Genomic DNA, 21,805 nt, shown 5'->3' on the forward strand with positions numbered 1-21,805 from the left:
AGTCATCTGTTGACAATCGTCCAATAGATGCCACTTTCAGAACAGGCAGAAAGGAGTAAAGACATGCAAATTTCGAGTCGGTTTACAATCGGGACTCATGTCTTGATCATGATCGCTCTACAAGGGGAAAAAACCAAAGTAACCAGTGATTTTTTGGCAGGAAGTGTCGGTGTGAATCCTGTTATTATTCGAAAGACCTTGTCTCAGTTAAAGAAAGCGGGATTGATCCATGTAGCGCGTGGGACAGGAGGAGCTGAACTCGCTAAAGCAGCCGATGAGATCAGTCTGCTGGATATCTATCAAGCGGTCGAATGCTTAGGTTCGACAGGCCAATTATTTGGTTTCCATGAAAAACCCAATCCAAATTGCCCAATAGGTCACAATATCCACCATGTCTTAGATGGGAAGCTCGAAGACATTCAGACTGCTATGGAAAAAGAGATGGCTCAAACCAGCCTAAAAGAAGTCGTAGAAGACGCGCAGAAAAGAATGGACCTCGAATCGGTTTCATAAGAAGAATGAGAGTGGGACAGAAATCGGTCATTCGTTAGAATTCGATTTCTTCGTCCCACCTCCGCATAGTTGAGTAGGGCTGTAAAAGCTGATGAAATCAGCGCAGTAGAGCCCACTCAACCACTGCGTCTTGCTCGACAATCCAAAGACAATTAAGAGGCTAGGACTTTTGTCCCAGCCTCATTTTTTATATTTATTGACGAAACATTCTGTATGGTGCGACTTGGACCAACAAAAGACTTAGTCAAAGTAAAGCAAGTCTTTGCTGGTTTCTGTAAAGAGTCCAAAGCCGTCTTTTGTGACATAGCCGCAGTCTTCGATACGGACTCCGACTTTACCTGGAATATAGATCCCTGGTTCGACTGAGAAGCACATGCCTTCTTCAAGTACCATGTCATTTCCTTCCATAATAGAAGGGAATTCATGCACATCCATACCGATACCGTGTCCGAGGCGGTGGTTGAAGTATTCACCATAGCCAGCTTTTTCGATAACGCTCCGTGCAGCACGGTCAACGTCATGTGCGGTTACACCAGGTTTGATCATATCGATGGCTGCTTGTTGAGCTTCTAACGTCAAGTGGTAGATTTCTTTTTTGAAATCATCCGGTTTTCCAACCGCGACGGTACGGGTCATATCTGATGCATAACCATTGACCATACAGCCAAGGTCAAAGAGCAAGAGAGCATTGTTTTCGACTTTATTGCTTCCAGGAATTCCGTGTGGGTTAGCTGCATTATTCCCCGTCAAGACCATAGTTTCAAAGCTCATTTCATAGCCCAAGCGTTTGATGCCAAAGTCGATTTCTGCCACGATATCAGTTTCTGTTTTATCCAGTGAGATGGCGTCAAACCCCATATTGACAGCCTTATCTGCGTATTGACCAGCAACCAACATCTTTTGGATCTCATCAGCAGATTTGATCAAGCGCATGCGGTTAATCCGTGGTGTTAAGTTAGTAAATTCCGCTTTTTCAAAGACAGTGCGCAAACCATTGTACTTGGTCAGAATCAAGTTATCATATTCAAGTGCAACAGTTTTGGCATCTGGTTTAGCGATAGCCCCTTTAATCTTTTCCCAAGGGTTTTCAGAATCCACATAGCCAACCACTTGGAAATCGACAACTGCAGTCGCCCGTTCCACTTCAAGTGCAGGAACGAAGAGAAGGGGTTCATGGTCTGTGTAAACGAACAAAAAGAGTTGGCGTTCGTGGGGATCACTGTAAAATCCAGTCAGGTAATTGATCGTGACAGGATCGGATACAACAGCGACGTCTGTTTTTTCAGTTTCAAGAAAATCGACGATTTGATCTAATTTAGACATAATGCTACCTTCTTTCTATGGATCTATTTTGTCAAATTTTCCCCAAAAAAGCAAGAGTTTACAAAATTTTACCAAAATGCTTGAAAGTGTTTACAATACATGATAAAATAGGATTAATTAGAGAATGAAAACGAAATTTTCAACAATGAAAGGAAATCTTATGAATACAGACGATACAGTAACGATTTATGATGTCGCCCGTGAAGCAGGGGTTTCAATGGCAACCGTTAGTCGTGTAGTGAATGGAAATAAGAACGTTAAAGAAAATACACGTAAAAAAGTTTTGGAAGTGATCGAACGCTTGGATTACCGTCCAAATGCTGTTGCGCGTGGTCTTGCCAGTAAGAAAACCACAACAGTCGGTGTTGTGATTCCAAACATTACCAACAGCTATTTCTCTACCTTGGCTAAAGGGATTGATGACATTGCGGAAATGTACAAGTACAACATCGTCCTTGCAAATAGCGATGAAGACGATGACAAAGAAGTTTCAGTAGTAAACAACCTCTTTTCAAAACAAGTGGATGGAATCATTTTCATGGGCTATCACTTGACAGAAAAGATTCGCTCAGAGTTTTCACGCTCTCGGACGCCAGTCGTCCTTGCTGGGACAGTCGATGTAGAACACCAATTACCAAGTGTCAATATCGACTACAAGCAAGCGACTGTTGATGCTGTTGCACAATTGGCAAAACACAACAAGAAAATTGCTTTTGTAAGTGGTCCATTGGTGGACGATATCAATGGAAAAATTCGTTTGTCAGGCTATAAGGAAGCTTTGAAAGCGAAAAAATTGAGCTACAGCGAAGGACTTGTCTTTGAATCGAAGTATCGTTATGATGAAGGTTACAACTTGGCAGAACGCATTATTGCGTCAAAAGCAACAGCTGCTTTTGTGACAGGTGATGAATTGGCTGCAGGTCTCTTGAACGGCTTGTCTGATCACGGTATCAAAGTACCAGAAGACTTTGAAATCATTACTAGTGATGATTCACAAGTAACACGTTACACGCGTCCAAATCTATCAACGATTGGCCAACCCTTGTATGACCTTGGTGCGATTAGTATGCGTATGTTGACCAAGATCATGCACAAAGAAGAGTTGGAAGAACGCGAAGTGTTATTGTCTCATACGATCAACCAACGTGGAACGACGAAGAAATAAGGATTAGTAGACTAGAGTCTCGACATGGGAAGACGTGTCTACTAGTCTGAGAGGTTAGAACAAAACTGTTCTAACCTTTTTTTTATACTAGAAACAGGTAGAGACTTGCTGGGCACTCTTTATTTCGGTATAATAGAAGGTATGAAAGTTTTACTGTATTTAGAAGGAAAATCCGTATTACAAAAATCAGGAATTGGTCGAGCCTTGCAGCACCAAATGCATGCGCTTGATTTGGCTGGGATTCCGTATACGACAGATATTTTAGGAGATTATGATGTGGTGCATATCAATACCTATGGCCCACGGAGTTTCCTTTTGCTCCATGCAGCAAAACGTCGTGGAAAGAAAGTCATCATGCATGGTCATTCAACCCGTGAGGATTTTGAAAATTCCTTTATCGGGTCTAACTTTTTTGCGCCCTTGTTTGGGAAGTATTTGGCTCACATGTACCAAAAGGCAGACTATGTGATCACGCCATCTGAGTATTCCAAACACCTGATTCAGTCTTATGGGGTGACAACTCCGATTATTGCGGTCTCCAATGGGATTGATTTGGAAAAATACAAGAAGGATCCGAAAAAAGAAGAAGTCTTTCGCAAGCATTTTAATATCCAAGAAGGCCAAAAGGTTGTTATCTGTGCGGGGCTTTATTTTAAACGCAAAGGGATTGAAGATTTCGTAGAAGTGGCCCGTCGCATGCCGGATGTGCGCTTTATTTGGCTTGGATCGATTAACAAATGGATCATTCCGAGTAAGATTCGTCGCTTGGTGGAAAAGGATCATCCTAGTAATGTGGAATTCCCTGGCTATTTTAAGGGAGCGGTCTTCCAAGGGGCTATGACGGGTTCAGATGCTTTCTTCTTCCCATCTTATGAAGAAACGGAAGGAATCGTTGTTTTAGAAGCCTTGGCTAGTCATCAGCATACGGTCTTGCGGGACATTCCCGTATACAATGGTTGGATCGACGAGACGTCTTCTGAATTGTGCCACAATGTGGATGAATTTGTGAATTCCTTGAACAAGGTCTTGAACGGACAAGTAGACAAGCGGGAGGCCGGCTACAAGGTCGCTGAGAGTCGTTCGATCGACCGAGTGGCTCATCAATTGGTCGAAGCCTATCAAACAGTTTTGGAGATGTAAGATGCGTGTAGGATTATTTACAGATACCTATTTCCCGCAAGTTTCGGGAGTGGCGACCAGCATTCGGACGCTCAAAACAGAATTAGAAAAATTGGGTCACACGGTCTTTATCTTTACGACAACGGATAAAGATGTGAACCGCTATGAAGATTGGCAAATTATTCGGATTCCAAGTGTGCCTTTCTTCGCCTTTAAGGATCGTCGCGTTGCTTATCGTGGTTTTTCAAAGGCGCTTGCCATTGCCAAGCAATACCAGTTGGATATTATTCATACCCAGACTGAGTTTTCACTAGGCCTTTTGGGAGTATGGATTGGACGCGAATTGCGGATTCCAGTCATTCATACCTACCATACCCAGTATGAGGACTATGTCCGCTATATTGCGAGAGGCATGGTCATTCGCCCAAGTATGGTCAAATACATTGTGAGAAGTTACATGAATGATCTGGACGGCGTGATCTGCCCAAGCGAGATCGTCTATGACTTGCTCCAAAAGTACAAGGTCAAGGCAGAAAAACGCATAATTCCGACAGGGATTGATTTGGTCAAGTTTGACCGGCCAGAAATCACTCCGACAGAGACTGCGGCTCTTCGTGAAAAATATGAAGTCGCAGAAGATGAAACGCTTTTATTGAGCCTGTCGCGGGTCTCTTATGAAAAAAATATTCAGGCTGTCATTGCGGCCCTTCCTGATGTCCTTCGGGTCAATTCTAAAGTTAAGTTGATTGTGGCTGGGGATGGACCTTATTTGGATGATCTGAAAAAACAAGCGGCGAAACTTGGCGTATCAGATGCTATTGTCTTTACAGGGATGATCCCGCCAAATGAGACAGCACTCTACTATAAGGCGGCTGACTTCTTTATTTCAGCTTCAACAAGTGAGACGCAAGGTCTGACCTATTTAGAGAGTATTGCGAGTGGTACACCGATCATCGCTCATGGCAATCCTTATCTCGATCATGTGATTGATGACCCTATGTTTGGGAAACTCTTTTATGAGGAGAGCGATCTGGCCCAAGCGATTCTTGAAGCGATTGACGAGATGCCTGCAATCGATGAAACCAAGTGGGCAGAAAAGATCGATGATATTTCTGCTGCAACCTTTGGCCGTCGAGTCTATGAATTTTATCTGGATAAAATCATCTCTAAAGACTTCTCAAATGACTTGAACCCAGAGCAAAGTCGGGTCAAGCGGATGTCTAAGACCATTGTGAAAATCCCGACCAAGGTCATTGCTCTTCCGGTCAATGGATCTGTGAAGATGATGAAGGCTTCGGTCAAACAAGTGAAGAAAATCCGTAAAATCACGCATTTCTTTGATTGAAAATGAAACTTTTTCTTGCAATATTTTTCAATCGTGCTATAATAACTGACAGAGACATATCAAATCTAGGAAATCTAATAGAGAGCGCGTGGAGCTGGAAATCGCGTAGAGGATAGATTTGGGACTACTCGATATACTTTTATGCAAACATAAAACGGTGGCTACGTTAGAGCCAATCAGAGGTGTCCCTCTTTTTGAGGAACATAAATGAAGGTGGAACCACGTTGCGACGTCCTTTTTGGATGTCGCAATTTTTTTATGAGGAGACTAACTATGGAGTTGCAAGAATTAGTGGAGCGCAGTTGGGCAATCCGACAAGCTTATCACGATCTGGAAGTTAAGCACCATGATTCCAAGTGGACGGTAGAAGAAGACCTCTTGGCTTTATCGAATGATATTGGAAATTTCCAACGATTAGTGATGACCAAGCAAGGACGCTACTATGATGAAACACCTTACACGCTGGAACATAAACTTTCAGAAAATATCTGGTGGCTAGTTGAACTTTCTCAACGTTTGGATATAGACATCCTGACGGAAATGGAAAACTTTCTCTCTGATAAAGAAAAGCAGTTGAACATTCAGACTAGGAAGTAGTCTGCTAATAAAAAGTCAATGCTTATAAACTATGAATGAATAAAAGGAGAATATCATGATTCAAATTACTTTCCCAGATGGCGCTGTTCGTGAATTCGAATCTGGCGTTACAACTTTTGACATTGCTCAATCCGTCAGCAATTCCCTAGCTAAAAAAGCTCTTGCTGGTAAATTCAACGGCAAATTGATTGACACAACTCGTGCTATCACTGAAGACGGAAGCATTGAAATCGTGACACCTGATCACGAAGATGCTCTTCCAATCTTGCGTCACTCAGCGGCTCACTTGTTTGCTCAAGCAGCTCGTCGCCTCTTCCCAGATATCCACTTGGGTGTCGGTCCAGCCATCGAAGATGGTTTCTACTACGATACAGACAACCAAGCTGGTCAAATCTCTAACGAAGACCTTCCTCGTATCGAAGAAGAAATGAAGAAAATCGTGAAAGAAAACTTCCCATCTATTCGTGAAGAAGTGACTAAAGATGAAGCGCGTGAAATCTTTAAAAACGATCCATACAAATTGGAATTGATCGAAGAACACTCTGAAGACGAAGGTGGTTTGACCATCTACCGTCAAGGTGAATACGTGGATCTCTGCCGTGGCCCACACGTCCCATCAACTGGTCGTATCCAAATCTTCCACCTTTTGAATGTGGCAGGTGCTTACTGGCGTGGAAATAGCGATAACGCTATGATGCAACGGATTTACGGTACTGCTTGGTTTGACAAGAAAGACTTGAAGAATTACCTTCAAATGCGTGAAGAAGCTAAAGAGCGTGACCACCGTAAACTTGGGAAAGAGCTTGATTTGTTCATGATTTCTCAAGAAGTTGGTCAAGGTCTTCCATTCTGGTTGCCAAATGGTGCGACGATTCGTCGTGAGTTGGAACGCTACATCGTTGATAAAGAAGTCGCAGCAGGCTACCAACACGTCTACACTCCACCAATTGCTTCTGTAGAACTTTATAAGACTTCAGGTCACTGGGATCACTACCGTGAAGACATGTTCCCACCAATGGATATGGGGGATGGAGAAGAGTTTGTTCTTCGTCCAATGAACTGTCCTCACCACATCGAAGTTTACAAACACCATGTGCACTCTTACCGCGAATTGCCAATCCGTATCGCTGAAATCGGTATGATGCACCGTTATGAAAAATCTGGTGCCCTTACAGGACTTCAACGTGTGCGTGAAATGTCTCTGAATGATGGTCATACCTTTGTGGCTCCAGAACAAATCGAGGAAGAATTCAAGAAGATCCTTCAATTGATCATCGATGTGTATGAAGACTTTAACTTGACAGATTATCGTTTCCGCTTGTCTTACCGTGATCCTGAAGACAAACATAAATACTTTGACAACGATGAAATGTGGGAAAATGCTCAACGCATGTTGAAAGCAGCCGTTGATGATATGGGTGTTGAGTACTATGAAGCTGAAGGGGAAGCAGCCTTCTACGGACCAAAATTGGATATCCAAGTGAAAACAGCTCTTGGTAAAGAAGAAACTCTTTCAACTATCCAATTGGACTTCTTGCTTCCAGAACGCTTTGATCTTCATTACATTGGAGCAGACGGGGAAGAACACCGTCCAGTCATGATCCACCGTGGGGTAATCTCAACCATGGAACGTTTTACTGCGATCTTGATTGAAAACTACAAGGGAGCTTTCCCAACCTGGCTTGCGCCACACCAAGTAACTCTCATCCCAGTATCTAACGAAAAACACGTGGACTACGCTTGGGAAGTAGCTAAGAAACTTCGTGACCGTGGTGTCCGTGCCGATGTGGATGAACGCAATGAAAAAATGCAGTTCAAGATTCGTGCTTCTCAAACTCAAAAAATTCCTTACCAATTAATCGTTGGGGACAAGGAAATGGAAGAGCAGGCTGTAAACGTTCGCCGTTATGGTCAAAAAGAAACAGAAACCATGCCGGTAGATGCATTTGTAGAATTGATTCTTGCAGATATCGCCAACAAATCTCGTGTTGAGAAATAAAACGATCACAGTCTGAGAAATATTTTTTAGTAAGAAAAAGCAACAACTATTTCAGTTGTTGCTTTTTCTATTTTGTTTAACCTGAGCTAGTAGTGATCGGTCAAACCACCACAAATAGTATCCTCATCAACAATCCTTTCTATCCATTAACTTTTGGATATAGGATATCCTCCCAAGATTTGCTTCCATGAGTTAGATAAGTTGACTATCCTCAATCCTTGTCTGCTTCATTTTCTTTTACGAGATCGTTTTGTGAATCTTTTTCAGAGAGTTTTTGATCGATATACTTGTCAATGTTTTCGTAAAATTCCTTGGTCGTCTCACTATCTAATTTTGTCGAATTATGGACTTGATTGACTTTCAATTGAACAGATTGAATACCGTAAGAGTCTTGTTTTTGGCGAATGGTTTCTAATTCTTCTTCTGAAATCGGATCTCCAACAACTGTCAAGACCAATTCATTGCTACTTGACTTGTAGACTTGATTAATGATCGTATGAGTGGCGAACTCTTTTCCTACAAACTGTTTGATCCCTTCTTTTCGTGCTTGATCCATCGTCAGAGTGACTGCTGAATAGCTGGCTGGAAGAACCAATAATACAATCAAGGAGATCAACCCAATTTTCATTTTAATGTTTAGCTCTTTAAATGAACTTAAGGGAGATTGTCTCATCATAATTCTTGTTCCAACAATATTGATTAGCATGATAAAGACACAGTTGATCAAGAAAAGATAGAGAGCCCCAAATAAAAATCGTACATTTCCATTAGCTAAACCATAGCCTGCAGTGCAGATAGGTGGCATCAGAGCTGTTGCAATGGCTACTCCTGGCACGATATTGTTTGCTTCTTTTTTTCTTGAACCAATGACACCTGCTATCCCACCTGCAATAGCAATGAGAACGTCCCAAATGGTTGGAGAGGTTCGTGCAATCAATTCGCTACTTGCATAAGATAAGGGAGAAATCCAGAAATATAGAGTTGAGACAAGCAAACTGACCAATACTTGAGTAAATAAAACCCCTAGAGATTGCTTGATTAAACGCGTATCAAAAATAGCTAAACCAAACCCCAGTCCAATAATCGGTGTCATAAGAGGGGAAATCAGCATGGCTCCAATAATGACAGCTGTTGAATTCATATTTAGACCTATAGAGGCAATAAAAATCGCACACATCAAAATCACTGTATCTCTTAATCGAACATGAAGGTCATCATATAGTTTCTCGCGGAATTCACGTGTTGAATAGTTTCCGGACATTGGTTACTCCTTTTATTTCATATAATCTTGTTTCTGCATGGATGATGGTAGAGAGACTTCTGTCCAAACTGACATGTTTTTAATTCTCACTTATAATTCTTTTGAACATTATCTTTTAAATATCCATCAGTCCATCCTGCATATTATATCAAAAATTTTACAGTCTTTCTCTGAAGAAATCACTTAATTTAAAAGATAGAGAAAGGAAGAAATTTTTGTATCCTTATCTGAAGAAGAAAAACGATATCTCCTCTGAAAGTAGATACCATTTTAATGTTTAAACAGGATGAGTTTGTAGCAGCAATCCTAGCAGATATCGCCAACAAATCACGTGTTGAGAAATAATGAAAAAATAAAAAGATTGAGGATAAAACAATCTAAAAAACCTTCCTTAGGTGAGTAAGAACGTCAGCGAACTTCTATGAAGTCCCAAAACTCCCGAGTGAGAGTGGGACAGAAATCGGTCATTCGTTAGAATTCGATTTCGTCGTCCCACCTCCGCACAGTTGAGTAGGGCTGTAAAAGCTGATGAAATCAGCGAAGTAGAGCCCACTCAACCACTGCGTCTTGCTCGACAATCCAAAAACAATTAAGTGGCTATGATTTCTGTCCCACTCTCACTTTTCTCACAGCGGAAAGTTTTCTAAATATGATTTATTAGCTATAGCAAGTAGGAAATTAACTTTTTTTAGAATCACTCAAGTGATTTTATCTTCTACATATCATTCGTTTTTTCTGAGACTGAGATTTTAACATCTCGGTCTTTTTTTCCCTTTCTTATTGGAAAGTCCAGCAATTGAGGCTCCACATTTCTTCATAAGTTTGATATAATAAGAAGATAGAGATTGATTAGGAAAAGAAGCATTAGAAACAGGTATGTAAGATGAAAAAAATATTAGTAGTTGATGATGAAAAACCAATTTCAGATATTATCAAATTTAACATGGCAAAAGAGGGCTATGAAGTCTTGACCGCCTTTGATGGCCGAGAAGCTTTGGAAGTCTTTGCGGCTGAGAATCCGGATATTATTATTCTAGATTTGATGTTGCCAGAGATTGATGGTCTGGAAGTGGCGCGTACGATTCGCAAGACCAGCAATGTGCCCATCATTGTCCTTTCTGCCAAAGATACGGAATTTGATAAGGTTATCGGACTTGAAATTGGTGCGGATGACTATGTGACTAAGCCATTCTCTAATCGAGAATTGCAAGCGCGTGTGAAGGCCTTGTTGCGTCGTTCGGAGTTTGCAGCGGATCCTCAGCTTGAAAATGAGGCCGATACGGAAATTGTAATTGGTGATCTTCACATCCTTCCAGACGCTTTCTTGGTTCAAAAGGCCAACAAAGAATTGGACTTGACCCATCGTGAGTTTGAATTGCTCTATCACCTTGCGACCCATGTCGGTCAAGTCATGACCCGTGAGCACCTTCTTGAGACGGTGTGGGGCTATGATTACTTTGGTGATGTTCGGACGGTGGATGTGACGGTTCGTCGTTTGCGTGAAAAAATCGAGGACACACCGGGACGTCCAGAATATATCTTGACCCGCCGTGGTGTCGGATATTATATGAGAAACAATGATTGATCTAATAAAACAATTTGTCATGTCGTCGAACTTTGTCTTTGTTCTGATTACGGTTGGATTTATCATTGTGGTTGCCTTGCTTCTCCTAGAAAACCGTCGGGACAATATCAAGCTCAGACAATTGAACGCTAAAATTAAGGATTTGATTGCAGGGGACTATTCCGAAGTGGTCGACATGCAAGGAAGTCCAGAACTAACCGATATGACCAATAGTATCAATGATCTGTCTGAAGTTATTCGCCTGACGCATGAAAACTTGGAACAAGAAACCAAGCGTTTGACCAGTATTCTTTCTTACATGACGGACGGGGTGCTTGCGACCAACAGACGTGGTCAGATCATCATGGTCAATGAAATGGCAGCCAAGCAATTGAATGTTAATCCAGATGAGGTGCTCAATACCAGTATTTTGGATTTGCTTTCGCTTGGAGATGACTATGATCTGCGAAGCTTGATTACTGAAGTACCAGAGTTAACCATCGATTCACAGGATGAAAATGGGGAATACTTAAGTCTTCGTGTACGCTTTGCCTTGATTCGTCGCGAGTCAGGTTTTATCTCCGGTCTGGTAGCTGTCTTGCACGATACGACAGAGCAGGACAAGGAAGAACGAGAACGTCGCCTCTTTGTCTCCAATGTGAGTCATGAACTGCGAACACCTTTGACCAGTGTGAAATCCTATCTGGAAGCCCTAGATGATGGCGCTTTGTCAGAGCCGGTGGCACCAGATTTTGTCAAGGTTTCACTGAATGAAACTAACCGCATGATGCGTATGGTCACAGATCTTTTGAGCTTGTCACGAATCGATAATGAAACCAGTCAGTTGGATATCGAGTTGACCAACTTTACGGCCTTTATTACCTTTATTTTAAACCGGTTTGATAAGATCAAGAGTCAATCGCAAGAAGATACCAAGAAGTATGAACTGATCCGTGAATATCCAATCACCCCGATTTGGGTTGAAATTGATACGGATAAAATGACCCAGGTAATCGACAATATCTTGAACAATGCCATCAAATACTCACCCGATGGTGGGAAAATCAAGGTAGGGATGAAAACAACAGATGCCCAGTTGATTATCTCTATCTCAGATGAGGGCTTGGGAATTCCCAAGAAAGACTTGCCACGCATTTTTGATCGCTTTTACCGAGTGGATAAGGCGCGTAGCCGGGCCCAAGGTGGGACTGGTCTGGGCTTAGCCATTGCTAAGGAGATCATTAAGCAACACAAAGGCTTTATTTGGGCCAAGAGTGAATATGGTAAGGGATCTACCTTTACCATTGTCTTACCGTACGACAAAGATGCGATTAAAGACGACTGGGATACAGAAGAGGAAGAATAAGGAGTCAATGACAGAAGAGGGATTTAAGTACAGTATTTTAGCTTCAGGTTCTAGTGGAAATTCTTTCTACCTTGAGACACCAAAGAAAAAACTGCTCATTGATGCAGGTCTATCAGGGAAAAAGATTACGGGACTATTGGCTGAAATTGATCGCAAACCAGAAGATTTAGATGCCATTCTGATTACGCACGAACACTCAGACCATATCCATGGTGTGGGTGTTTTAGCGCGGAAATATGGGATGGATCTATATGCTAATGAAGCCACTTGGAAGGCTATGGAAGGTACCAAGTATCTAGGAAAGGTCGATGACGCTCAAAAGCATATCTTTGAGATGGGGAAGACCAAAACATTTGGCGATATCGATATCGAAAGTTTTGGGGTCAGTCACGATGCTGCAGCCCCTCAATTTTATCGCTTGATGAAGGATGGGAAGAGCTTTGTCTTGCTGACGGATACAGGCTATGTGAGCGATCGCCTAGCTGGAATCGTCGCGGATGCAGATGGCTATCTGATTGAGTCCAATCATGATGTGGAGATTCTTCGAGCAGGTTCGTATGCTTGGCGTTTGAAGCAACGAATCTTATCTGATCTGGGCCACCTTTCTAATGAAGATGGGGCAGATGCCATGATCCGGACCTTGGGGAATCGTACCAAGAAGATTTATCTGGGGCATTTGTCAAAAGAGAACAATATCAAAGAATTGGCCCATATGACCATGGAGAATCAACTGGCTCGAGCAGATCTAGCTGTCGGTCATGATTTTGAGGTGCTGGATACATCACCAGACACCGCGACTCCTTTGACGAAGATATAAGATAGAAAACCACCTGCGGGTGGTTTTTTGATTTCTGATTAAAATCCCTTCATCTAGTGATGAATTTGCTCTTTACCTTAAATTCGTGTATGATAAGAAATAGCGAATTCTGAATGAGAGTCACGTTTTGTACAATCAAAGAAGTGGAGAAATGAAAAATGAAAAAGATGATGTTATTACTGGCAAGTTTAGTTGCTTTAACAGCTTGTGGTCAGTCTAAGCAAGATACGAAAGAGTCAACCTCCACTCAAACGGCGAAGGAAACAAAAGTATCAGAGTCTCCTAAAAAAGAAAAAGAATTGAAATTTGTGGTGGCTCCTCAATATGAAGGAAAGACGTCTGATCTTATTGAGTTAGGGAAGAAATTGGTTAAAGACCATCCTGAACTCGGAAGTGAAGGTAATATGGCGCTCTATTTCACGGGAGCTATTTCTGAAGGAAGAGCAGTGCTCATGTTGGTCAATAAGACAGATGTGGATATCAAGAAAGATTTGAATTTTTTGATTTCTTGGTCTTATGATGGAAAATCTATTCTTGACAATCAAAAAGTTAGTTATTTTATCAAGGATAGTGGGGAATTACCTTCTCATACAGCAACTATAATCTTATTGCCATTAAATGAGGAACAACAGAGTATTGTGGATGGAATGTCAGATCCATCTAAGATGAAGCTTCTAATGTCAGATGTGAACACTGTAGAGTGATTATGAAACAAGAAACATACAAAGGAGAAGAAAATGCGCCTTGTTTATCTTACGGTTGGTTTTGTGTTTTTGGGATTAGGAATTATTGGAATTCCTTTGCCGATTTTACCGACAACCCCCTTTTTACTGCTGTCGATGGCTTGCTTTGCTAAAAGTTCCAAACACTTTGAAAAGTGGCTTTACCAAACCAAGCTTTATCAAACCTATGTAGCGGATTACCGAGAGACCAAATCGATTGCCAAAGAACGGAAGAAATGGATCCTTCTTCAGATCTACATTCTGATGGGCATTTCGATCTATCTGGCCCCGATTATTTGGGTGAAGCTTGCTCTAGGTACTTTGACAATTTTTATCACTTATTATCTCTTAAAGGTGATTCCCAATAAGCCTGAAAAACCAACAGAAGAAAATCCTGATTAAAATTGGAGAAATCAGGCCCTAGAACTAGGAAAAGAAGTGCGTTCGTGCTTCTTTTTTGGTATACTTAAGAGTATAAATTTATTAGAAAGAAGGCTTCCCATGGAGAAATTACAAGCCCTGTTATCGGAACGGTTTCAGATCGTTTTTTCAGATAGCAGTTTATTAGATACAGCTTTTACACACACCTCTTATGCCAATGAGCACCGCCTCTTAAAAATTTCACATAACGAACGTTTGGAATTTTTAGGAGACGCTGTTCTTCAATTAATTATTTCCGAATATTTGTATAAGGAACACCCAAACAGACCTGAGGGAGATTTGTCTAAATTCCGTTCCATGATTGTCCGTGAAGAAAGTCTGGCTGGTTTTTCTCGAGATTGTCAATTTGATCGTTATATCAAACTAGGCAAAGGCGAAGAAAAATCTGGTGGTCGAGACCGCGATACGATTCTTGGCGATTTATTTGAAGCCTTTTTAGGTGCTCTTTTACTGGATCAAGGAGTGGAAGCAGTCAAACGCTTCATCTATCAGGTCATGATTCCAAAGGTTGAAACGGGTCAATTTTCTCAAGTCATTGACTACAAGACCCGCCTGCAAGAACTGTTACAGGTTCACGGAGATGTGGAGATCCAATACAAAGTGGTTAGCGAGTCCGGTCCAGCTCATGCGAAAGAGTTTGAAGTAGAAGTGTTCGTGAACGGTCAAACGATGGGACGTGGTCATGGTCGTTCCAAGAAGTTAGCGGAGCAAGAAGCAGCCCGCAATGCAGTTGAAACGAGGAATGATTCCCCATGTATCTAAAAGAGATTGAAATCCAAGGCTTTAAATCCTTTGCGGATAAGACAAAAGTCGTGTTTGACAAAGGGGTTACTGCCGTTGTAGGGCCTAATGGATCTGGAAAATCAAATATCACAGAGAGCCTACGGTGGGCCTTGGGTGAATCCAGTGTCAAGAGTCTACGTGGGGGCAAAATGCCCGATGTCATCTTTGCAGGGACAGAATCGCGTAAACCGCTGAATTATGCTTGTGTCACGGTTGTCTTAGATAACCAGGATGGTTTTATCCAACAAGCGGGGAAAGAAATTCGGGTCGAACGCCATATTTATCGCTCGGGAGACAGCGAGTACAAGATCGATGGTAAGAAAGTACGTCTCAGAGATGTGCATGATTTGTTCATGGATACGGGATTGGGACGGGATTCTTTCTCGATTATCTCCCAAGGTCGTGTGGAGGAAATCTTTAACTCCAAACCGGAAGAACGCCGGGCTATCTTTGAAGAAGCTGCTGGTGTCTTGAAATTTAAGACGCGGCGTAAGGAAACGGAGACCAAACTCAACCAAACTCAGGAGAATTTGGACCGTCTAGAGGACATCCTCTATGAATTAGAAGGACAAATCCAACCTCTTGAAAAGCAAGCGACAGTCGCTCGCCGTTTCTTGGAATTAGACCAAGAACGGCAGGTTCTCTTACTGGACGTTTTGGTTGCTCAAGTCGATCTGACAAAGGACCTTTATGAAAAGGCTGATCAAGAAGAAAAAGCCATTCAAGAACAGTTGGCCTCTTATTACCAACGTCGTCAGGTCTTGGAAGAGGATAACTTGCGCATTAAGAAAGCCCGCCATCAGTTGGATGCAAGTCTAGCTGAGGACCAGGCGAGCTTGCTAGAGGTTACTCGTTTGATCAGTGATTTGGAAAAGCAAATCGAAGTCGCTAAGCTGCAATCGAGTCAGGCAGCCCATAGTCGCAAGGAAAATCTAGAGCGACTAGATGCTATTTTGGCCCGTCTGGAAGAAGCGAAAAAAGAGCTGGCTCAAAAACAAGAGACGCTAGCAACGCTTCAACAAAAGCTGACAGAGAACCGTCAGCAACAAGAAGAGTTGGAAAAAGAATTAGCCAACTATGAAGATGATCCGGAACAAGTCATTGAGCATCTACGTGAGCAGTATGTCGCGCTCTTGCAGACAGAAGCTGAAAAATCTAATGAGCGGACAGCGATTGAGAGCCGGATTCAAGCGCTCCTACAAGAATCTAGCCATCGTCAAGAGGACTTGACCAAGGCGCAATCCAATTTTGAAGCTGCCAAGGAAAAAGAAGTTCAACAATTGGAAGAGTTGGATCAGGCACAAGCGACGGTCAAAGGTCTATTAGCAGAATACCAAGATCAATTGGTAAAAGTGGAGCAAGCCAAAGCTGCCTACCAAGAGGCTCAATCGGCCATGTTTGACTTGATGGATGAGAGCAAAAACAAACGGGCGCGGATCAATAGCTTGGAAGCCATTCAGAAGAACCATAGTAACTTCTATGCAGGTGTCAAGAGCGTCTTACAAGAAGCGGACCGTCTAGGAGGTATCTGTGGGGCTGTTAGTGAGAATTTGAGTTTCTCAAAAGACTACCAGACGGCACTTGAAATTGCTCTGGGAGCTAGCAGCCAACAGATCATTGTCGAGGATGAAAAGGCGGCAACGCGAGCGATTGACTACTTGAAACGCAATCGCTTAGGACGGGCAACCTTCCTTCCGCTAACGACGATCAAAGCCCGTCAACTCTCTTCTCGTAATCTGGAGTTGATTCAAACCAGTGCAGGATTTTTAGGAATTGCGAGTGACTTGGTAAACTATGAGAATCGTTTTGAACAGATTTTCCAAAACTTGCTTGGAGTAACGGCTATCTTTGACACGACGGAGCATGCGCGTGAGGCGGCTCGTAAAGTCAATTATCAAGTTCGGATCGTGACCCTAGATGGGACCGAATTGCGGACGGGTGGTTCTTACGCCGGTGGTGCCAATCGTTCCCAAAACACGGTCTTTGTCAAACCAGAATTAGATAGTTTAAAACAGGAAATGCAAGCTCTGGATGCTCGTTTAAGAGAAGCAGAGCAGGAGGTAGAGACCAAGGACAATCTTCTCAAGCAGGCGCAAGAATACTTAGCCTCTATTCAAAGCCAGGGTGAGCAAGCGCGTCTGGAGCAACAGCGGGCCCAATTGGCCTACCAACAAAGCCAAGAGCAACTGAAAGAAATTCAGGAACTCTTAGAGGCTTTGAAGTCAGAATTGGCAACAGATGCGACCCAATCTCTACAAGAAGAGCAGGAGTCCCTTACTGAGCAATTGGCAGCGATTGATCTTCAAAAAGAAAATTTGAATCGCGACATTGAAACCATGAAGTCGGATAAAGATGTCCTACAACAAAAGGTGCAAAACCTGCAAGAGCAATTGGCAGAACTGCGACTCCAACAGACGGAATATAAAAGTCAACAAAGTTACGAGGAAACAGATGCTCGTCGTTTGGAAGAAACGATCACTCAGTTGGAAGTAGAAGAGCATCAGTTGCAATTACTGATTGAACAAGGCGAGGCCCAAGTTCAGACAGTCGATGTAGAGCAGCTAGCCAATCAATTGACGCAGGCTCAAGCCAAGAAGACAGATTTGGAACAAGGGATCATTCGAAAACGCTTTGAGCTGGATGATTTGGAAGGCCAGGCCGAAGATGTGGCAGAACAGATGGAACAAGCGCGCAAGAAAAACGAAGAGTGGATTCGTCAACAAGCCAAGGCTGAAGCGACACGTGAAAAGCATGCAGACCGCTTGAACAAGCTCTTAACGCAAATTACCGATGAATTCATGCAAAGCTTTGACCAAGCCAAAGAACAGGCCAAACCTGTTGAAAATCTTGCGGTAGCTGAAAACCAGCTCAAGAGCATCGAAAAAGACATTAAGGCACTTGGTCCAGTCAATGTGGATGCGATCGAGCAATACGATGAAGTGAAGGGACGCTTTGATTTCCTTTCTAGTCAGCGGGAGGATGTCTTGGCTGCGAAAAACATGCTTCTGTCTACCATCAACGACATGAATGACGAAGTCAAGGAACGCTTTAAATCAACCTTTGAAGCCATTCGTGAATCCTTTAAAGTTACTTTCCGTCAAATGTTTGGTGGGGGTTCTGCTGATTTGATTCTGACAGAGCCAGACCTTCTGACAGCTGGTGTTGAGATTTCTGTGCAGCCACCTGGTAAAAAGATCCAATCCTTAAACCTCATGAGTGGTGGAGAAAAAGCCTTGTCAGCCTTGGCTCTCTTGTTCTCGATTATTCGTGTCAAGACCATTCCATTTGTCATTCTGGATGAGGTAGAGGCCGCCTTGGATGAAGCCAATGTCAAACGCTTTGGTGATTATCTCAACCGCTTTGATAAGGAAAGCCAATTTATTGTCGTGACGCACCGAAAAGGAACCATGTCAGCTGCAGATTCCATCTATGGAGTGACCATGCAGGAATCTGGGGTTTCTAAAATCGTCTCAGTAAAATTGAAAGACTTAGAAAATGAAGAATAATGATATTAAATTGATCGCTACGGATATGGATGGAACTTTTTTAAATGACCAACATCAGTACGATCAAGACCTTTTACGCAAGGTGTTAGCAGGCTGCAAAGAAAAAGGCATTTATTTTGCCGCTGCGAGTGGCCGTGCCCTTCTTTCTCTCAAATCCCTCTTTAAAGGGTTTGAAGACCAGATGATTTTCATTGCTGAAAATGGCAGCGTGGTTGAATTTCATGGTGACGATCTCTACGAAGCGACCATGTCCAAAGACTTTTATTTGGGTGTTTTTGAAGCCTTGAAATCCTCCCCTTATGCAGACCCGAATAAATTGCTTTTGACAGGGAAAAAGGGAAGCTATGTCTTAGAAACAGTAGATCCCGACTATCTGGCCTTGAGTCAGCACTACAATGAAAACATTCAAAAAGTGAAAAGCCTAGTGGATATTCAAGATGAAATCTTCAAATTGACCACCAACTTCGATGCAGCTCTTGTTCTTGATGGAGAGCAATGGGTCACTGAGAATATCCCAGGCGTCAAAGCGATGACGACAGGTTTTGAATCGATTGATATTGTCCTCGATTATGTCGATAAGGGAGTGGCGATTACTGCCTTAGCGGATAAACTAGGGATCTCGATGGATCAGGTAATGGCTTTTGGGGATAACCTAAATGACCTTCATATGATGCAGGTCGTGGGCCATCCTGTAGCGCCAGAAAATGCACGTCCTGAAATCTTAGCGATTGCTGAAACAGTCATCGGCCACCATGCGACGGGTTCTGTCTTGCGCTACATGGAGGAAATCGTATGAGTAAGATTTCCTTGATTGCGCTGGATTTAGATGGGACCCTTCTCAATTCGGAAAAAAAGATCTCTCCTCGCAATAGAGCAGCTCTCGCTGCTGCACAGGCCCAAGGGGTCAAGGTGGTTCTAACCACTGGTCGCCCCTTGAAAGCCATGGATTTTCTTTTGGAAGAATTGGGGACAGCAGGCCTCAAAGAAGAGTATACGATTACCTTCAACGGTGGTTTGGTGCAGCGAAATAATGGAGAGATTCTCTCAAAAGTGGTCTTGGCACCAGAAGATATCGTAACCATCCATGATGAAACAGCTTGTCTCGGCCTTCCGCTGGATGCGATTAGTGAGGGAACGGTTTATGAGATTCATTCAGAGCGAAAGTCTCTCTATTCCCTTTACAATCCCTACCTGAACTTTATTGAGACAGATTTTAAAGACCTGCCATCTACGTTATCCTACAACAAGTGTGTGACAGCCGTTGATCAAGACTTTTTAGATGCAGCGATCAAGCAGATCAGGCCGGACTTATTTCAAGACTATGAAATTTTTAAATCTCGGGAAATGTTGCTGGAATGGTGCCCCAAAAATGTTCACAAGGCAACAGGTTTAGAGGCATTGGCAGCTATTTTGGGTCTTACATCTGATCAAGTCATGGCTTGTGGAGATGAGGCTAATGACCTGTCTATGATCCAGTGGGCTGGACTAGGGGTTGCTATGGGCAATGCGGTCCCGGCAGTGAAAGATGTGGCGGCGCTTGTTGCACCCGTGACCAATGACCAAGATGCTGTCGCATGGGCAATTGAAAATTATGTGCTAAAGGAGAGTGAATAAATGGGATTATTTGATCGATTATTTGGAAAGAAAGAAGAAACTGAAAAAGTACTTCCGTCTACTGAAGAAGTGACGGAAAGTAATGAGATTGAAGAAGTTGTCAAAGAGGAGCCGACGACGGCTGTCTCAAATGACAAGGAAGAGCAAAAAATCGCTGATATGGAGGCATACTACCAAGAGCTTAAAGCGCGGATTGCAGCCACACATCAACCTGTTTCAACCGTCACTCAAGAAGAGTCATCAGAGGAACCTCTTGTTGAAGAAAATATGACTTCAGAGACTCATGAAGACCAAGCAGTGGGAGAGGAGTCTCCGGTTGTCTTTGAACCAGCTCAAACAGAAACAACTCCTGAAGAAGCTTCACCTGTAGCTGATGAAACGGAAACTGAGCCTCTTGAAGAAGTGAAATCTGAAGCGGAAGAAACTGAACATGTTGAAGAAGCAGATGAGATTGATGTTATAAAACTGGAAGAAGAGTCACCATCACCTGACGCTGAGCCAGTAGAAGTGAGCACGACAGAAGAGAAGGTTCCAGAACCGGAAGCATCAGAAGCGATCGCTGAAGTAGAGGAAACTTCAGAAGTAGCGGAAGTCGAGTCTAGCTTTCCTGAAGGAGAAGCTGCATCAGCTGTTGAGGAAAGAACTGTTGAAGAGGCAGAGGAGCCAATTCAAGAGGAGGTCGCACTTCAGCAAGAAACCATCCAGGAAAAATATGATCGTAGCTTGAAAAAGACACGGACTGGATTTGGCGCACGTCTCAATGCCTTCTTTGCGAATTTCCGTTCAGTCGATGAAGAATTCTTTGAAGAATTGGAAGAACTCTTGATCATGAGTGACGTTGGGGTTCAAGTGGCCTCTAATTTAACCGAAGAGTTGCGCTATGAAGCACGTTTGGAAAATGCCAAAAAACCAGATGCTCTCAAGCGCGTGATTATCGAAAAATTGGTAGACTTGTATGAAAAGGATGGCCAATTTAATGAAGCCATTCGTTTTCAAGATGGCCTCACGGTTATGCTCTTTGTCGGGGTCAATGGAGTTGGTAAAACAACCTCTATCGGGAAGTTAGCCCACCGATACAAACAAGAAGGCAAGAAAGTCATGTTGGTTGCAGCAGATACCTTCCGTGCAGGAGCAGTGGCTCAACTGGCAGAATGGGGACGCCGAGTAGATGTTCCAGTTGTGACAGGTCCTGAAAAATCAGATCCTGCTAGTGTTGTCTTCGATGGAATGGAGCGCGCGATGGCTGAAAATATCGATGTTCTGATGATTGATACAGCGGGTCGTCTGCAAAACAAGGACAACCTCATGGCGGAGCTTGAAAAAATCGGACGGATTATCAAGCGTGTGGTACCTGATGCTCCGCATGAAACCTTGCTGGCCCTTGATGCTTCAACCGGTCAAAATGCCTTGGTGCAAGCCAAAGAGTTTTCAAAAATTACGCCTGTGACAGGGATTGTATTGACCAAGATCGATGGAACGGCTCGAGGTGGAGTTGTTCTTGCGATCCGTGAAGAATTGGATATTCCGGTTAAGTTGATTGGATTTGGAGAAAAGATCGATGACATCGGACCATTCCATTCAGAAAACTTCATGAGAGGTCTCTTGGAAGGCTTGATTTAAAGTCGAATAAAAAAGACAAATTGTTGGAAGGACAATTTGTCTTTTTTGTT

General features: G+C 42.9%; 18 protein-coding genes. 16 read left to right on the forward strand and 2 right to left on the reverse strand.

Going from position 1 to position 21,805, the window contains the following annotated elements; all coding sequences use genetic code 11:
• The first annotated feature begins 63 nt into the window (after positions 1-63).
• A complete protein-coding gene (locus ACVC7Q_RS00450) occupies positions 64-513 on the forward strand; it encodes an Rrf2 family transcriptional regulator (protein WP_024055257.1) in 450 nt (149 codons plus the stop codon).
• 240 nt (positions 514-753) lie between these two features.
• Here the strand turns inward: ACVC7Q_RS00450 and ACVC7Q_RS00455 are convergent, their stop codons facing one another.
• Positions 754-1,836, reverse strand: a complete 1,083-nt coding sequence (locus ACVC7Q_RS00455; RefSeq protein WP_049473332.1) for a M24 family metallopeptidase — start codon at positions 1,834-1,836, stop codon at positions 754-756.
• Between the two features lie 160 nt (positions 1,837-1,996).
• On the opposite strand from ACVC7Q_RS00455, the gene ccpA reads away from it, so the two are divergent.
• The 5 genes from ccpA (at position 1,997) to thrS (ending at position 8,061) form a co-directional block, all read left to right on the forward strand.
• Positions 1,997-3,001: a catabolite control protein A gene (gene ccpA, locus ACVC7Q_RS00460; RefSeq protein ID WP_049507478.1), complete on the forward strand. Its 1,005-nt coding sequence runs from the start codon at positions 1,997-1,999 to the stop codon at positions 2,999-3,001.
• A gap of 141 nt (positions 3,002-3,142) precedes the next feature.
• Entirely contained in the window at positions 3,143-4,141 is a 999-nt protein-coding gene (locus ACVC7Q_RS00465; RefSeq protein ID WP_447264403.1) for a glycosyltransferase family 4 protein, read from the forward strand.
• Position 4,142: 1 nt separating this feature from the next.
• Complete coding sequence (locus ACVC7Q_RS00470; protein WP_447264404.1) at positions 4,143-5,465, forward strand: glycosyltransferase family 4 protein; 1,323 nt, start codon at positions 4,143-4,145, stop codon at positions 5,463-5,465.
• A 273-nt stretch (positions 5,466-5,738) separates the two neighbouring features.
• Positions 5,739-6,062 (forward strand): MazG-like protein, encoded by a 324-nt coding sequence (locus tag ACVC7Q_RS00475; RefSeq protein ID WP_172605099.1) that lies wholly within the window; start codon positions 5,739-5,741, stop codon positions 6,060-6,062.
• A gap of 55 nt (positions 6,063-6,117) precedes the next feature.
• Positions 6,118-8,061, forward strand: coding sequence for a threonine--tRNA ligase (thrS, locus tag ACVC7Q_RS00480; protein ID WP_447264405.1), 1,944 nt, complete (start codon positions 6,118-6,120; stop codon positions 8,059-8,061).
• A 211-nt stretch (positions 8,062-8,272) separates the two neighbouring features.
• Here thrS and ACVC7Q_RS00485 read toward each other — a convergent pair whose 3' ends face one another.
• Entirely contained in the window at positions 8,273-9,322 is a 1,050-nt protein-coding gene (locus ACVC7Q_RS00485; protein ID WP_447264406.1) for a DUF389 domain-containing protein, read from the reverse strand.
• A gap of 883 nt (positions 9,323-10,205) precedes the next feature.
• Between ACVC7Q_RS00485 and yycF the strand changes: the two genes are divergently transcribed.
• From yycF to ftsY, 10 genes are all read left to right on the forward strand, one after another.
• Positions 10,206-10,907: a response regulator YycF gene (gene yycF / locus ACVC7Q_RS00490; protein ID WP_049483721.1), complete on the forward strand. Its 702-nt coding sequence runs from the start codon at positions 10,206-10,208 to the stop codon at positions 10,905-10,907.
• Positions 10,900-12,252: a cell wall metabolism sensor histidine kinase VicK gene (vicK, locus tag ACVC7Q_RS00495; protein ID WP_447264407.1), complete on the forward strand. Its 1,353-nt coding sequence runs from the start codon at positions 10,900-10,902 to the stop codon at positions 12,250-12,252. The genes yycF and vicK overlap by 8 nt, the downstream gene beginning before the upstream one ends.
• A 7-nt stretch (positions 12,253-12,259) precedes the next feature.
• Entirely contained in the window at positions 12,260-13,069 is an 810-nt protein-coding gene (locus tag ACVC7Q_RS00500) for an MBL fold metallo-hydrolase (RefSeq protein ID WP_447264408.1), read from the forward strand.
• 158 nt (positions 13,070-13,227) lie between these two features.
• Positions 13,228-13,773 (forward strand): hypothetical protein, encoded by a 546-nt coding sequence (locus ACVC7Q_RS00505; RefSeq protein ID WP_447264409.1) that lies wholly within the window; start codon positions 13,228-13,230, stop codon positions 13,771-13,773.
• Between the two features lie 33 nt (positions 13,774-13,806).
• Positions 13,807-14,193, forward strand: coding sequence for a YbaN family protein (locus ACVC7Q_RS00510; protein WP_447264410.1), 387 nt, complete (start codon positions 13,807-13,809; stop codon positions 14,191-14,193).
• 99 nt (positions 14,194-14,292) lie between these two features.
• Entirely contained in the window at positions 14,293-14,994 is a 702-nt protein-coding gene (gene rnc / locus ACVC7Q_RS00515) for a ribonuclease III (protein ID WP_447264411.1), read from the forward strand.
• Positions 14,985-18,521, forward strand: coding sequence for a chromosome segregation protein SMC (gene smc / locus ACVC7Q_RS00520; protein ID WP_447264412.1), 3,537 nt, complete (start codon positions 14,985-14,987; stop codon positions 18,519-18,521). The genes rnc and smc overlap by 10 nt, the downstream gene beginning before the upstream one ends.
• Positions 18,511-19,317: a Cof-type HAD-IIB family hydrolase gene (locus ACVC7Q_RS00525; RefSeq protein WP_447264413.1), complete on the forward strand. Its 807-nt coding sequence runs from the start codon at positions 18,511-18,513 to the stop codon at positions 19,315-19,317. The genes smc and ACVC7Q_RS00525 overlap by 11 nt, the downstream gene beginning before the upstream one ends.
• A complete protein-coding gene (locus ACVC7Q_RS00530; RefSeq protein ID WP_447264414.1) occupies positions 19,314-20,135 on the forward strand; it encodes a Cof-type HAD-IIB family hydrolase in 822 nt (273 codons plus the stop codon). Before ACVC7Q_RS00525 ends, ACVC7Q_RS00530 begins: the two co-directional genes overlap by 4 nt.
• Positions 20,136-21,755: a signal recognition particle-docking protein FtsY gene (gene ftsY, locus ACVC7Q_RS00535; RefSeq protein WP_447264415.1), complete on the forward strand. Its 1,620-nt coding sequence runs from the start codon at positions 20,136-20,138 to the stop codon at positions 21,753-21,755.
• The last annotated feature ends 50 nt before the right edge of the window (positions 21,756-21,805 follow it).

The organism is Streptococcus sp. W151, from assembly GCF_053010205.1.

Excerpts from the sequence above, each read along its gene's own strand:
- ACVC7Q_RS00450 (WP_024055257.1), top strand. The coding sequence starts at position 64 with ATGCAAATTTCGAGTCGGTTTACAATCGGGACTCATGTCTTGATCATG.
- ACVC7Q_RS00455 (WP_049473332.1), bottom strand. The coding sequence starts at position 1,836 with ATGTCTAAATTAGATCAAATCGTCGATTTTCTTGAAACTGAAAAAACA.
- ccpA (WP_049507478.1), top strand. The coding sequence starts at position 1,997 with ATGAATACAGACGATACAGTAACGATTTATGATGTCGCCCGTGAAGCA.
- ACVC7Q_RS00465 (WP_447264403.1), top strand. The coding sequence starts at position 3,143 with ATGAAAGTTTTACTGTATTTAGAAGGAAAATCCGTATTACAAAAATCA.
- ACVC7Q_RS00470 (WP_447264404.1), top strand. The coding sequence starts at position 4,143 with ATGCGTGTAGGATTATTTACAGATACCTATTTCCCGCAAGTTTCGGGA.
- ACVC7Q_RS00475 (WP_172605099.1), top strand. The coding sequence starts at position 5,739 with ATGGAGTTGCAAGAATTAGTGGAGCGCAGTTGGGCAATCCGACAAGCT.
- thrS (WP_447264405.1), top strand. The coding sequence starts at position 6,118 with ATGATTCAAATTACTTTCCCAGATGGCGCTGTTCGTGAATTCGAATCT.
- ACVC7Q_RS00485 (WP_447264406.1), bottom strand. The coding sequence starts at position 9,322 with ATGTCCGGAAACTATTCAACACGTGAATTCCGCGAGAAACTATATGAT.
- yycF (WP_049483721.1), top strand. The coding sequence starts at position 10,206 with ATGAAAAAAATATTAGTAGTTGATGATGAAAAACCAATTTCAGATATT.
- vicK (WP_447264407.1), top strand. The coding sequence starts at position 10,900 with ATGATTGATCTAATAAAACAATTTGTCATGTCGTCGAACTTTGTCTTT.
- ACVC7Q_RS00500 (WP_447264408.1), top strand. The coding sequence starts at position 12,260 with ATGACAGAAGAGGGATTTAAGTACAGTATTTTAGCTTCAGGTTCTAGT.
- ACVC7Q_RS00505 (WP_447264409.1), top strand. The coding sequence starts at position 13,228 with ATGAAAAAGATGATGTTATTACTGGCAAGTTTAGTTGCTTTAACAGCT.
- ACVC7Q_RS00510 (WP_447264410.1), top strand. The coding sequence starts at position 13,807 with ATGCGCCTTGTTTATCTTACGGTTGGTTTTGTGTTTTTGGGATTAGGA.
- rnc (WP_447264411.1), top strand. The coding sequence starts at position 14,293 with ATGGAGAAATTACAAGCCCTGTTATCGGAACGGTTTCAGATCGTTTTT.
- smc (WP_447264412.1), top strand. The coding sequence starts at position 14,985 with ATGTATCTAAAAGAGATTGAAATCCAAGGCTTTAAATCCTTTGCGGAT.
- ACVC7Q_RS00525 (WP_447264413.1), top strand. The coding sequence starts at position 18,511 with ATGAAGAATAATGATATTAAATTGATCGCTACGGATATGGATGGAACT.
- ACVC7Q_RS00530 (WP_447264414.1), top strand. The coding sequence starts at position 19,314 with ATGAGTAAGATTTCCTTGATTGCGCTGGATTTAGATGGGACCCTTCTC.
- ftsY (WP_447264415.1), top strand. The coding sequence starts at position 20,136 with ATGGGATTATTTGATCGATTATTTGGAAAGAAAGAAGAAACTGAAAAA.